Source organism: Xanthomonas sp. NCPPB 3218 (assembly GCF_056725185.1).
On record NZ_CM161516.1, the window covers coordinates 4714346 to 4727275 of the forward strand.

Genomic DNA, 12930 nt, shown 5'->3' on the forward strand with positions numbered 1-12930 from the left:
TTGGTGTCCTTTCGGCGCTGATCGTTGAAGCGGTCTTCGCAAAGAAGCCGGTTCCTGATGCCTGCTTCGATCGGGCGCGTGCGTTGCAGTGTCAACGCACGACCACTGCAAGGCGACATCTGCCGCAACGCGCCACCGCCGACATGGGCGTGGGCATTGCCATTGCCTTCGCACTGCAACGACGCGGTGCACACGATGCTCTGCGTCCCCTTGCCCGTGTCGCCGCCGATGAAAGCGCTCAGCCACCTGTTCCGTGCCGGTCATTTCGTGATCCTGGCGTTTTTCGTGCTGTGCGCGGCGGGTCTGGTGGCGATGGCCGGGCTGGAGCTGTGGCATGGCTTTACCCCGGGCGGCGACATGGTGGTGCGCGACCGCTTCAACGTGGTGCTGGAGGCGATCGGCCTGCTCACCGTGGCGCTGGTGACGCTGGAGCTGGGCCAGACCATCTTCGAGGAAGAGATCCTGCGCGACGTCAAGGTCAGCGGCCCCACGCGCGTACGCCGCTACCTGTCGCGGTTCTTCGTGGTGATCGTGATTGCGCTGGCGATCGAAACGCTCGTGTCGATCTTCGAGCTGATGCACGACGACCCGGCCAAGCTGCCGTATGCGGCGGCGGTGGGCCTGTGCGCGGCGCTGTTGCTGATCGCCTGGGGCGTATTCGTCAAACTCAATCGCAGCGCCGAAGAGCTGGAGCCCGAGGCGATGGCGGAAACCAAGCGCGAGGACCGCGAGGTCGAGGAATAAGCGCCGTCAGCTGCTGACCGCGGGCAGCGGCGGCACCGTGGTCGGCTTGCCGTCGTCGCCGAGCGCGATCATGACGAAGTGGCCGCGGGTGCACAGCTCGCGTGCGCCGCTGAGCAGGTCTTCGGCGATCAGTTCCACTTCCACCTTGATCGAACTGCGCCCCACCGACACCACCCGCGCGATGGTTTCCACCATCTGGCCCTGGCGGATCGGCAGCTTGAAATCCACCTGATCCGAGCGTGCAGTGACTACCGAACGCCGCGCATAGCGCGATGCTGCCAGAAATGCGGCCTTGTCCATCCACGCCAGCGCCTGCCCACCGAACAGCGTACCCATGTGGTTGGTGTGGTTGGGAAACACGATCTCGGCCATGCGGGCCTCGGTCGGTGCAACGGTGGTGGAGCTGCTCATGAAGGCGGTACCGGAAGGAGGAAGGAAAGCCAGCCAGATCAGCTGCGCAGCGTCGGCAGGAAGCTCAGGTCCATGTGGTAGCGCGCCGGGCGTCGTGGATCGACCAGGACCCGCAGCGGTTGCCCGTCGACCAGAAACGGCTGCGGATCGATCCACAGGTTGTCGCTGCGATACTCAGTCAGGGTGTTGTGCGTGCGGTCTTGGCGATGGGCAAGGATACGGAACGGGTGCACGCCGTTGACCTGCAAGGACGCATTGCGTTCGACGCACACGAAGCGGGCTTCCACCACCGTGCCATGCCGGCGCAACCACGCAGCACGCCGCGCATGCCAGACGCGATAACCGAGGATGCCGCCCCCCACGCCGCCGAACGCCACGCCCAGCAGCAACAAGATCCAGCGCGCCTGATCGGGCAACAGCGCCGCACCGGTCAACAACCCCAGCCCCGCCAGCAGGAAGCTCCAGGCGACGATGGTGACGGTGGCGTTCATCGCCGGAAGCCTGCGCGGTTGCGATGGACTTCCGGCGCGCTCACAGCCCGCTACGGACCGCCGCTTCGACCTGCGCCGGCGACTGGAAACCGGGGAGACGTGTCACTTCCGCACCGTCCTTGAACAAGGCCAACGTCGGCGTCTGCCGCAGGCCCAGACTGCGAAAGAACTCCTCGCCAACCACTTCCAGCTTCACCTTGAGCAGTGCGACGCCCGCGGCGTCCTCGCTCGCGGCGAACTTGGTCAGCGACATGTCGAGCATCTTGCAGCCCGGGCAATTGTCCTTGTAATAGTCGACCAGCAAGCGCGGATGCGCAGCCAGGGCGGCGGTGTAGTGCTCAGGCGACGTGACGGTAATGGTCTGCATCATGGGGATCGTTCTTGCATTGGGCCAGGACCTCGTCGGTCCAGGCGGCGATGACCTGCGCGTCGCGCTGGCCGTGGGGCATCTGTTCGATGGTCAAACGTGGAAACGGGCTGGCGAAGAACTGAGCGATGCGATGCACCGCGCCGCAAAAATAGTCCTCGCCCCATTGCGTTTCGCCGGTGCCGAACACCGCCACCCGCGGCGGCTTGCCCAGCGTCTCGACCAACTCGACGATGAAGCGTTTCATCTCTGCCGGCGTACGGCCGCCGTTGTCGGTCCAGCTACCGAGCAGAAACAGTTCGTACTGCCCCGGCGCATGCGGCACCTGCGCCAGCGTCTGCACATCGGTTTCCACCCAGGTCACCGCATGCCCGGCCGCTTCGCAGCGCAGTGCAACACTGCGCGCGACATCGCGCGTGTTGCCGCTCAACGAGGCCAGTGCGAGCAGGATGTTCATGGGGCGGGGATTCGGGAGTCGTGATTAGGGATTCGTCTAAAGCAGGGATTGGAGAGTCGAACTGGAGATTCGTCAAAGCACATCAAGTTGCTGTTGCAAATCCCACCTACCCACTCTCCAATCCCGGATCTTGATGATTCGTAAAGCGCATCGATGCGGCTGCGACGAATCCCAAATCCCGAATACCTAATCCCGGCTCCTCAGAGATCGTCGAAGCCGTTATCCGAGTTGGTCTTCTTGTACGAGGCATTCCGCATCTCGAAGAAGTCGGTCTTGGTTTCGGTGAAGTTGTCGGCGTAGGCCTTGATCCACGGCATCACGTTGTCGTTGGCGCCTTCGTACAGCTTCTCGATGCCGAGCATGCCGGCCATCTTGTTGGCGCGGTACTTCACGTAGCGGATCATCTCGTCGACATCGATACCGTCGATGCCGTCCAGCACTTCGGCGGTCCACTGGGTTTCCAGGTCGATCGCGTGCTCGAACGCCTTGTGCACGTAGTCGGTGAGCTGGTCGCCCTGCAATGCCTGGTTCTCGCCGATGATGGCGCGAATCAGCTCGCTGATGAACTTGGAGTGGGCCAGCTCGTCGCGGTTGATGAAGCTGATAATCTTGCCGGTGCCGGTCATGCGGTTCTGGCGGACCAGATTGTAGAAATACGCAAAGCCGGAATAGAAGTTGATGCCTTCCAGGATCGAGGACTGGATCAGCGCGCGGATCAGCGTTTCGGCCGTCTTGTCGCGCATGAAGTCTTCGTAGGCGCCCATGATCGGCGCATTGCGCTTGATGATGGTCGGATGCGTGCGCGCGATCTCGAACACGCGGTTCTGATCGGCCAGGCCGGTGATCGAGGCCAGCACGTAGCTGTAGCTCTCGTTATGGATCACTTCCTGCTGGCCGATGATCGCGGCATTGGCATGCGCAGCCGGGTCGGTGATGTATTCGGCGACGTTGTAAATGAAGCGCGTCTGCGGCGAATCCAGCGTGGCCAACAGGCCGATGATCGAGTCGTAGGCGTTCTTTTCGCGCGCCGACAGCTCGTTGTACTGGCGCGCGTCGCCCTTCATGTCCACTTCGTCGGGGATCCAGAAGTTGGTCGACAGCTCCTTGTAAGCCCGATAGAAGGACGGGTACGGGATGTCGTTCCAGTTGAGGATGCCGGACGTCTGGCCATTGATGATGGCGGTGGAGCGGTTCGGGTGACGCGGCTCCAGGATCTTGATGCGCTCAAGCGATGTTGCGGACATGGGTTTCTACTCGTGTTTCAGGCGTCGCGCGTACGGCGGCGCAACAAATCAATCTGGAGGAAAGCCCCTGAGTCAGGGGGCGCGCCGAAGGCGCGGGGTGTGGGAGCTGGTGAAGCAGGGTCCACGGTTCGCAACGCGAACCGTGGAAGCGAAAGCGCGAATGCGCTTTAGCTACTGCATGCGCTTTAGCTCGAACACCACTCGCATTCGCTGATGTCGATGTCGTTGGAGCGCACGTAGTACGTGGTCTTCAGGCCTTCGCGCCAGGCGGTCATGTGCAGGTCCAGCAAGGTGCTCGCACGGATGGTGCTGGGCACGTAGAAGTTGAAGCTGATCGACTGGTCGACGTGCCGCTGGCGGCGCGCGTTCTGGCGCACGCTGGCGAACTGGTCGACCTTGTAGGCGCCCTTTTCGTAGTACGGCCAGGTTTCCAGCGACAGGCCCGGAGCGGCGACCGGACGACGGAAGTCCTTCTTTTCTTCGTAGTAGAACGCGCTGTAGATCGGGTCGATCGAGGCGGTGGAACCGGCGATCTGCGCGGTGCTCATGTTCGGCGCAACCGCCAGCATCCAGGCATTGCGCACGCCGTTGACGGCCACCTGCGCGGACAGCTCCAGCCACTGCGGGCTGTTGTAGTCGCGCGCACGGAAGTACTCGCCGGTGTGCCAATCGCTGCCGCGGAACACGCTGTAGGTGCCCTTTTCCTTGGCCAGCTCCATGCTCGCCTGCACGGTCAGATAGTTGATGCGCTCGTACAGCTCGTCGCTGTAGTCCTCGGCTTCCTTGGCATTCCAGTGGATGGACTTCTGCGCCAGCAGATGGTGCCAGCCGAAGGTGCCCAGGCCGATGGCGCGGTACTTCTGGTTGGTGATGGTGGCCTGCGGCACCGGCAACTGATTCAGATCGATCACGTTGTCGAGCATGCGCACCTGGATCGGGATCAAGCGCTCCAGCACGTCGGCGCCCAGCAGATCGGCCTGGTCTGCCTGCACGGTGATCGCACGGCCCAGGTTGATCGAGGACAGGTTGCACACGACGAAGTCGCCGGCCTTCTTGGTGGTGACGATCTGATTGCCGCTGATGATCTCCTGCATCATCCGCGTCGGGCTCATGTTCTGCAGGATTTCGGTGCACAGGTTGGACGAATAGACCATGCCCTCGTGCTTGTTCGGGTTCTTGCGATTGACTTCATCGCGATAGAACATGAACGGGTTGCCGGTTTCCAGCTGGCTGACCATGATCCGCTTGAAGATCTCGATCGCCTTGACCGTCTTGCGGGTGATGCGCTCGTCGGCAACCACTTCCTCGTACTTGCGACGGAAGCTGCTGTTGGCGTCGCCCTTTTTCTCGTCGTAGAAGTCCTGCAGGTACCAGCCCTTGATCCGCTTCACTTCGTGCGGATCGAACAGATACCAGTCGCCGCGACGCTCGACCGCTTCCATGAACAGGTCGGGGATGCACACCGAGGTGAACACGTCGTGCGCACGCAGACGCTGGTCGCCGTTATTCAGGCGCAGATCCAGGAACGCCTCGATGTCGCGGTGGAAGATGTCCAGGTAGACCGCGATGGCGCCCTTGCGCTGGCCCAGCTGATCCACCGACACCGCAGTGTTGTTGAGCTGCTTGATCCACGGCACCACGCCGCCGGAGGAATTGGACACGCCGCGGATCGCCGAACCAGACGAACGCACATAGCCCAGGTACGCGCCCACGCCGCCGCCGTGCTTGGACACGCGCGCCACGTCGGTATTGGAGTCGTAGATGCCCTGCAGGCTGTCGTCGACGGTGTCGATGAAGCAGCTCGACAGCTGGCCGCCGACCTTGCCGGCATTGGCCAGGGTCGGGGTGGCCACGGTCATGTACAGGTTGGACAGCGCCCAGTAGGCCTCGCCGACCAACTGCATGCGGCGCTCGCGGCTGCCCTTGCCGTTGCCGATCTCGTCCTGCATCAGGTACAGCGCGATGGTCAGCCAACGCTCCTGCGGCAGCTCGAACACGCCGCGCGAGTTGTCGGTGGCCAGGTAACGCGTGGCCAGCAGGTACAGGCCGTTGTAGGCGAACAGCTTGTCGCGCTCAGGCTCGATCATCTTGCCGGCTTCGATCAGCTCGTCCTTGGAATAGCGGCGCAGGATGTCGTTGGAATAGACATTGCGGTCGGCCAGGCTCTCCTGCAGGCCGACGAACGAGCCGTACTTCTGGCTGGCGTCGTAGAAACGGTTGCGGCTGGCGCGCTTGTACAGGCGGCGCAGGTACAGGCGCGCGGCAAAGTGCTCCCACTCCGGGGTGGTCAGATCGACGCGGGCCTCGGCCTCGCGGATCAGGTGGTCGACCAGGTCGTCAGCGTTGACGCTGTCCTTGCGGTCGACGAAGCCGAACACCGAGCGCTTGTAGTCGGCCACGTCCAGCTGCGGGAATTCGGCATGGATCTGGTCGATGGCGCGCTCCAGGCGCTCCGGCTCGAACGGAATCCGACGGTTGCCGGCTTCCTTGGTGATCCAGGTGGCGACGGCTTGTTCTTCGATGGTCTGTGCGTGCATTGCAATGGCTTGGCGGGGAGGCGGCACGATGTCCGACGGGTCGGTCAACTCCGGCGCGCCGCAACCGGGCGCGCTGACACTGGCAGGAACGCTGGTGGGTGTTGCGGTACCGGTGGCGATCGCGGCAAGGGTGTCGTTGGTGGTCATGCGTCCTCCATGCGTAGGCACACGAACCCGGCTGGGGACGGGTTGCGGCCGGATCCGGACTCCCTGGATAGCGATGGCGGTGCGCGACGACCAGCACGCAAGACCCACGGTCTGCGGCGGCATCGCCTTCACCAGCCATCTCCTTCCCGGAGATTCCACGGCCGCCACCGCGCGGTGTGCTGTCGCGCAGTGGTCGGTGGCGAAACAACCGCGGCGCAACGAGACCACGCCGCCTGCTCCAGGCGACGCCCGGATGGCTGTGATCGTTCGTTGCTGCCGCCGCGGAGAGGCGTTTGATTGGCAACCTGCTGCAAATCATGCTCTCACTGGTCCGGACGCCTTGGGGCGACCAACCACCGACTCCCCCAAGATAGTGGGGTCCCCCGGAGGGGTCAACACCAAATGTAGGAAAATCCCGAAAACCCTTACAGCACAAAGCACTGTCTGACGAACGGTCGGCGCGGAGCTGCGAACCCGTCCAATTGGACTGCGCAGTCAAGGCCCAAACCGGTAATTCTGTCGATCAGTTGGGTCCGGTTGGGTTGGCTGCGACACCCATCGAGACTGAAGCTGGTCACAGTTGTGCGATCCCTGCCTCAGGCGGCACCGCACGCCTGGAGCGCCTGCCCTGACACCGGCAATGGGAGGAACTCGCCGCTGCCGACGTTGGGTCGAGGGGCGCGGCGCCCTCACCGCTCGCGGGACACGCCGTGAACCCGTCCCTGGGGACTCGGTGGCGGCATGCATGCCGCCGCACGGTCCCGCAATCGGCGAGGACACCGCACTAGAAAGTCCGTCGGTTGCCTTATCGAAAACCACGCACACCGACCATCTCGACTGGTCCTTGTCCGCCCACCGTCGCGGGACCTTACGCGGCAGGGATGCCGCGTAAGAGCCTACATGGACGTACTTGCGGCGTGTCCCGCGGTGGTGGGCGGGCAAGGGCCCTGCAGCCAAGCCACAGATGGCCACAAAGGCGCTGAGTGGATGGCGTGACGCCTTGCGCGAGATCAGATCTCGGTCGGGCCGATGTGGTGGCGCTTGCGGTAGCGGATCGACGACCACACCGAGGCGGCGATGAAGGCCACGCCGATCAGGCCGGTCAGCACTTCCGGCACGTGGTACACGGTGCCGACCAGCATGATGATCGCCAGCACGCCGATGGCGTAATGGGCGCCGTGCTCCAGGAACACGAATTCGTCCAGCGTGCCCTTGTGCACCAGATAGACCGTCATCGAACGCACGAACATCGCACCGATCGCCAGGCCCAGCATGATGATGACCACATCGCGGGTGATCGCAAACGCGCCGATCACCCCGTCGAACGAGAACGAGGCGTCCAGCACTTCCAGGTACAGGAAGGCGGCAATGCCCGAGCGCTTGGCCGGACCCATGCCGTCTTCGCTCTCTTCGGACTCGAACAAGGCATCCACGCTGCCGACCAGCAGGTACAGCAGGATGCCGCCCAGGCCGGCGAACAGCACGCTCTGGAAGATGGCCTCGGGCAGGAACAGCTTGGTGCACAGCAGCACCGTCACCGCCACGATCACCGACATCGCATCGGCCTTGCCCAGCTTGCCGACCAGCCGTTCCACCGGGCCGAGCCAGTGCAGCTTGCGCTCCTGGTCGAACAGGAAGTTCAGGAATACCAGCAACAGGAACATGCCACCGAAGGCGGCAATGGACGGGTAGTTGTCGGTCAGCACCTGGCTGTAGCGGTCCGGCTCCTTCAGCGCCATCTGCATCACCGGCACCAGGCCCATGCCGGTGGCCACCGACACGATCACGATCGGAAACACCAGGCGCATGCCGAACACCGCGATCAGGATGCCGACGGTGAGGAACAGCTTCTGCCAGAACGCGTTCATGTGCTTGAGCACGCCGGCGTTGACCACCGCGTTGTCGAACGACAACGACACCTCCAGCACGCTCAGCACCAGGCACAGCCACAGCGCCTGCCAGATACCCATCGAGGAGGTATGACCCCACCAGGCAGCCAGGCCCAGGCAGATCGCTGTGACCAAAAACGACATTCTGAAATCGCGGAACATTGACACTCCCAGGCGGGCCGAGACGACAGCCGAAGCAACCGGCCAGGGTGAGGCCCGGCAGATCCGGCATGCGGTGGAGGATGGGGGACCGCGGCGTGACGCGAGGTCAGGCCGGGCGTGGCTCGCCCATTATAGGGAGTGTCACCGCCATCAGGGTCGCATCGTCTGGATCCGGGCGGACCCCGAAGCCCAGGCTCTGGCACATCGCCAGCATGGTGCGGTTCTCGCGCAGCACCTGGCCTTCGATCTGCTTCAGGCCCAGCCAGCGCGCGTACTCGATCATGATGCGCATCAGCTGCCAGCCGATGCCGTGGCCCTTGAGGTCGGAGCGGATCAGGATGCCGTATTCGCCGCGCTCGTAGTCGGCGTCGGCATGCAGCCGCACCGCGCCGAGCATGTCGCCGGTCTTGGGGTCGATGGCCACCAGCGCGATCGAGCGCGCGTAATCGAGCTGGGTCAGCCGCGCGATGAATTCGTGGCTGAAATGCTTGACCGACTGGAAGAAGCGCAGCCGCAGGTCTTCGTCGGTGACCCGTGCGAAGAACGCGCGGAACAGCGCGTCGTCCTCCGGGCGCACCGGGCGCACCAGCGCATGCGTGCCATCGCCCAGCCCGATCTGGCGCTCCCATTCCTTCGGGTACGGGAAGATCGCAAAACGCGGATGGCCGCGGCCCTTGTGCAGCTTGCGCGCCGGCGCCACCGCCACGCGCGCGTCCAGCGCGATCACGCCATCGCGGTCGGCCAGCAGCGGGTTGATGTCCAGCTCGGTGATTTCGGGGATGTCGGCGGCCAGCTGCGCCAGCTTGACCAGCACCAACGCCACCGCGCGCTCGTCGGCGGCCGGCACGTCGCGGTAGGCCTTGAGGATGCGCGACACCCGGGTGCGGCCGATCAGCTCGTGGGCCAGGCGTAGATCCAGTGGCGGCAACGCCAGTTCGCGGTCGTTGATCACTTCCACAGCGGTGCCCCCGCGCCCGAACACGATCGCCGGGCCGAACACCGGGTCGTCGGCGATCCCGGCGATCAGTTCGCGCGCCTTGGGCCGCAGCACGGTGGGCTGCACGATCACTCCTTCGATCAGCGCATTGGGATGCGCGGCGCGCGCACGCGCCAGGATGCCGGTCGCCGCTTCGCGCACCGCCGCCACGCTGGACAGGTTCAGGCGCACGCCATCCACATCGGACTTGTGCGCGATGTCGCTGGACAGCACCTTCAAGGTCACCGTGCGGCCGACGGCCAGTAACGGGTCGGCCAGCAACGCGGCCTCGTTGGCGGTGGCAGCCACCTGCAGCGGCACGATCGGGATGCCGTAGGCGGCCAGCAGGCGGTTGGTGGCGACCGGGTCCAGCCAGCGCCGACCGGCGGCCAGGGCGTCGTCGACCACCGCCCGGGCGATGCCGGCATCCACCACGAAATCTTCCGGCAGGCTGGGCGGGGTCTCCATCAACGCCGCCTGCGCCTCGCGGTAGCGCACCAGGTGGGTGAAGCCGCGCACCGCGTCCGACTCGGTCGCATAGGTGGGCACGCGCGCGGCATTGAGCGCGGCGATCGCCGCATCGTCCTGGCCCAGCCATACGGCAAACACCGGCTTTTCGCGCTGGTAGCGGTTGCGTTGGTCCAGCGCGCGGGTCAGCGCCTTGGCCGCATCGGCCGAGGAGGTGAACGCGGTGGGCACGTTGACCACCAGCAGCGCGTCGTTCTCCGGATCGTCCAGCAGGGCTTCGATCGCCGCCGCATAACGCGGCCCGTCGGCATCGACGATGATGTCGACCGGATTGCTGCGCGACCAGCCCTGCGGCAGCGACTGATCCAGCCGCTCCAGCGTCTTGGCCGACAGCTCGGCCAGGGTGCCACCGCGCAGCACCAGCTGGTCCACCGCCAGCTGCCCCACCCCGCCGCCGTTGCTGAGAATGGCCAGCCGCCGGCCGGGAAAACTGCCGAGCCGGCCCAGGGTTTCGGCGGCGGCGAACAATTCGTCCAGCGCGCCCACCCGCAACAGGCCGGCACGTGCGAATGCCGCGCCATACACCGCGTCCGAGCCGGCCAGCGCCTGCGCGTGGGTGTCGGCATTGGGATTGATGCGGAACTGACGCCCGGACTTGACCACCACCACCGGCTTGGCGCGCGCGGCGGCGCGTGCGGCCGACATGAACTTGCGCGCATCGCCGATGCGTTCGACGTACAGCAGGATCGCGCGGGTGCGGTAGTCGGTAGCGAAGTAGTCAAGCAGATCGCCGAAATCCACATCCAGCGTATCGCCCAGCGACACCACCGCCGAGAACCCCACCGAGCGTGCCACGCCCCATTCCACCAAGGCTGCGGCAATCGCGCTGGATTCGGAGATCAGCGCCAGGTCGCCGGCCTGCGGGCAATGCGCGGCGATGCTGGCATTGAGCCGCGCATGTGGGGCGATCACGCCGAGGCAGTGCGGGCCGAGGATGCGCATGCCCTTGGCGCGCGCGGCTGCCTCCATGCGCGCGGCCGGCGAGCCGGGGCCGTTGCCCAGCCCGGCGGTGAGGATGATCGCCGCGGCCACCCCGCGCCGCGCCGCGATCGACACGATGCGCGGCACGATGCGCGCTGGCGCGGTGATCACCACCAGGTCCGGCACCCACGGCAGATCGGTCAGCCGCCCCACCGTGCGCACGCCATCGATCTCGCTGTAGCGCGGGCTCACCCAGCCGATCTGCCCGGGAAACCCGGCCGCGCGCAGATTGCGCACCACCGCCCGCCCGGCCGAGCGATCGCGCGGACTGCCGCCGACCACCGCCACGGTGGTGGGACGAAAGACCTGCTGCAGGTGGTAGGTACTCATCGTGCGGAAGAGAACAATGCCATCGCGCTACGGTACACGCACTGATGGATCCAGGCATCGGCGCGCTGTGCACCATGAGTGTGTCACGCCGGGGTCACCACCCTTACCGGGGTGCAGAGGCATCGCTAGAGTCGGCGATGCGCCAGGCCGATGCACCTGATGCGCCAAGGACGCAGGCATTCACCCTTCCGGTCAGTCGAGACACGTCCGGCATGGATAGAGGCCTGGCGACTGCTCGCCAGGCCTCCAAGGCAACCGATTACAACAGCGTGCCACTCAAGATCGCCGCGGCAATGCTGAAATAGATCACCAGCCCGGTGACATCCACCAGCGTGGCCACGAACGGCGCCGAGGCGCTGGCCGGGTCGAAGCCGAGCCGTTGCAGCACGAACGGCAGCATCGAGCCGGACAGCGAGCCGAAGGTGACGATGCCGATCAGCGCCGCGCCGATGGTCAGCGCCACCATCTGCCAGTGCGGGCCGTAGTCGTACAGGCCGGCGGTCTGCCAGATGGTGATGCGCACGATCGCCAGGATGCCCAGGATGGTGCCCAGGGTGAGCCCGGTCGGCAGCTCGCGCAGCGCCACCTTCCACCAGTCGCCCAGGCGCAGCTCGCGCAGTGCCAGCGAGCGGATCAGCAGCGAGGTGGCCTGCGAGCCGGAGTTGCCGCCCGAGCTCATGATCAGCGGAATGAACAGGGTCAGCACCACCGCCTTGGACAGCTCGTCCTCGAAGTGCTGCATCGCGCTGGCGGTGAGCATTTCGCCCAGGAACAGCACGCTCAGCCAACCGGCGCGCTTCTTGATCATCTGGCCGAAGCCGATCTGCATGTAGGGCTTGTCCAGCGCTTCCATGCCGCCGAACTTGTGCACGTCCTCGGTGGATTCGGCGATCAATGCGTCCAGCACATCGTCCACGGTGACGATGCCGAGCACATGGCCGTGCGCATCCACCACCGGGATCGCCAGCAGGTCGTGGCGGCGGATCAGGCGGGCGACTTCTTCCTGGTCCAGTGCCGGGTCCACCGTGACCGGCGGGTTGACCTGCGCCACGTCCAGGATCGGCGCCTCCGGCGCGCCGGTGATCAGCCGGCGCATGGTGACCACCTGGGTCAGCACGCGGCTGTGCGGGTCGAGCAGATAGATCGCATAGACCGTCTCGCGGCTGCGCTCCACCTCGCGGATGTGCTGCAGCGTGCGGCCCACCGTCCAGTCGGCCGGCACCGCCACGAACTCGGTGGTCATCAGCGCGCCGGCGGTATTGGGCGGGTAGCGCATCAACGCCTGGATCGACAGCCGCGCCTCGGCACTGAGCAGCCACAGCAGCGGCTGGCGCTGCTCGGCATCCAGGCCATGGAAGATGTCGGTGGCGCGGTCGTCGGCCATCTGCCCGAGCAGGGAGGCGGCCTGCTCGGCCGGCAGCAACGCGACCAGCGCGCTGGCGGCATGCAGCTCGGGCTGTTCGAGCAATTTCACCGCACGCGGCTGCGGCAGCGCGGCCAGCACCTGTGCGGCCTCGTCGCGGTCGAGGGTGTTGAGGTATTCCACCGCATCGGCCGTGTTGAAGTCGGCGATGGGTGCGATCAAGGCATCGACGCCTTGGGCAAGGCGCAGGGTTTCGTTGTACATGGTGGTTCGCCTGGTGACGACCGTCGTCGATGACAGCCG

Annotated in this window: 10 protein-coding genes; 1 reads left to right on the top strand and 9 read right to left on the bottom strand. The window is 65.4% G+C overall.

The features are described 5' to 3' along the window. Window positions 1–228: 228 nt before the first annotated feature. Window positions 229–744 carry a hypothetical protein gene (locus AC1PLS_RS19850; RefSeq protein ID WP_024940686.1) on the top strand — a complete coding sequence of 172 codons (516 nt, stop codon included), beginning with the start codon at window positions 229–231 and terminating at the stop codon, window positions 742–744. A 6-nt stretch (window positions 745–750) separates the two neighbouring features. On the opposite strand, the gene AC1PLS_RS19855 is transcribed toward AC1PLS_RS19850, so the two are convergent. The 9 genes from AC1PLS_RS19855 to mgtE form a co-directional block, all read right to left on the bottom strand. Next, complete coding sequence (locus AC1PLS_RS19855; protein ID WP_184381480.1) at window positions 751–1155, bottom strand: acyl-CoA thioesterase; 405 nt, start codon at window positions 1153–1155, stop codon at window positions 751–753. A gap of 38 nt (window positions 1156–1193) precedes the next feature. Further along, complete coding sequence (locus tag AC1PLS_RS19860) at window positions 1194–1646, bottom strand: hypothetical protein (RefSeq protein WP_167764360.1); 453 nt, start codon at window positions 1644–1646, stop codon at window positions 1194–1196. Window positions 1647–1686: 40 nt separating this feature from the next. Next, entirely contained in the window at window positions 1687–2013 is a 327-nt protein-coding gene (locus AC1PLS_RS19865) for a thioredoxin family protein (RefSeq protein WP_024940689.1), read from the bottom strand. Beyond that, window positions 1985–2470, bottom strand: a complete 486-nt coding sequence (locus AC1PLS_RS19870) for a flavodoxin (RefSeq protein ID WP_184434877.1) — start codon at window positions 2468–2470, stop codon at window positions 1985–1987. The genes AC1PLS_RS19865 and AC1PLS_RS19870 overlap by 29 nt, the downstream gene beginning before the upstream one ends. Window positions 2471–2670: 200 nt before the next feature. Further along, complete coding sequence (locus AC1PLS_RS19875) at window positions 2671–3714, bottom strand: ribonucleotide-diphosphate reductase subunit beta (RefSeq protein ID WP_046345022.1); 1044 nt, start codon at window positions 3712–3714, stop codon at window positions 2671–2673. Window positions 3715–3899: 185 nt separating this feature from the next. Beyond that, window positions 3900–6398 (bottom strand): ribonucleoside-diphosphate reductase subunit alpha, encoded by a 2499-nt coding sequence (locus AC1PLS_RS19880; protein ID WP_046345023.1) that lies wholly within the window; start codon window positions 6396–6398, stop codon window positions 3900–3902. Window positions 6399–7408: 1010 nt separating this feature from the next. Beyond that, window positions 7409–8449 (bottom strand): DUF475 domain-containing protein, encoded by a 1041-nt coding sequence (locus tag AC1PLS_RS19885; RefSeq protein WP_039814914.1) that lies wholly within the window; start codon window positions 8447–8449, stop codon window positions 7409–7411. Window positions 8450–8555: 106 nt separating this feature from the next. Beyond that, window positions 8556–11264: a bifunctional acetate--CoA ligase family protein/GNAT family N-acetyltransferase gene (locus AC1PLS_RS19890; RefSeq protein WP_104575744.1), complete on the bottom strand. Its 2709-nt coding sequence runs from the start codon at window positions 11262–11264 to the stop codon at window positions 8556–8558. Window positions 11265–11523: 259 nt separating this feature from the next. Further along, on the bottom strand, window positions 11524–12891 hold the full coding sequence (mgtE, locus tag AC1PLS_RS19895; RefSeq protein WP_184434880.1) for a magnesium transporter: 1368 nt from the start codon (window positions 12889–12891) through the stop codon (window positions 11524–11526). Between the last annotated feature and the right edge of the window lie 39 nt (window positions 12892–12930).

Coding starts and splice junctions, on each gene's coding strand:
- mgtE (WP_184434880.1), bottom strand. CDS start 12,891: ATGTACAACGAAACCCTGCGCCTTGCCCAAGGCGTCGATGCCTTGATC.
- AC1PLS_RS19890 (WP_104575744.1), bottom strand. CDS start 11,264: ATGAGTACCTACCACCTGCAGCAGGTCTTTCGTCCCACCACCGTGGCG.
- AC1PLS_RS19880 (WP_046345023.1), bottom strand. CDS start 6,398: ATGACCACCAACGACACCCTTGCCGCGATCGCCACCGGTACCGCAACA.
- AC1PLS_RS19870 (WP_184434877.1), bottom strand. CDS start 2,470: ATGAACATCCTGCTCGCACTGGCCTCGTTGAGCGGCAACACGCGCGAT.
- AC1PLS_RS19860 (WP_167764360.1), bottom strand. CDS start 1,646: ATGAACGCCACCGTCACCATCGTCGCCTGGAGCTTCCTGCTGGCGGGG.
- AC1PLS_RS19850 (WP_024940686.1), top strand. CDS start 229: ATGAAAGCGCTCAGCCACCTGTTCCGTGCCGGTCATTTCGTGATCCTG.
- AC1PLS_RS19855 (WP_184381480.1), bottom strand. CDS start 1,155: ATGAGCAGCTCCACCACCGTTGCACCGACCGAGGCCCGCATGGCCGAG.
- AC1PLS_RS19885 (WP_039814914.1), bottom strand. CDS start 8,449: ATGTTCCGCGATTTCAGAATGTCGTTTTTGGTCACAGCGATCTGCCTG.
- AC1PLS_RS19875 (WP_046345022.1), bottom strand. CDS start 3,714: ATGTCCGCAACATCGCTTGAGCGCATCAAGATCCTGGAGCCGCGTCAC.
- AC1PLS_RS19865 (WP_024940689.1), bottom strand. CDS start 2,013: ATGCAGACCATTACCGTCACGTCGCCTGAGCACTACACCGCCGCCCTG.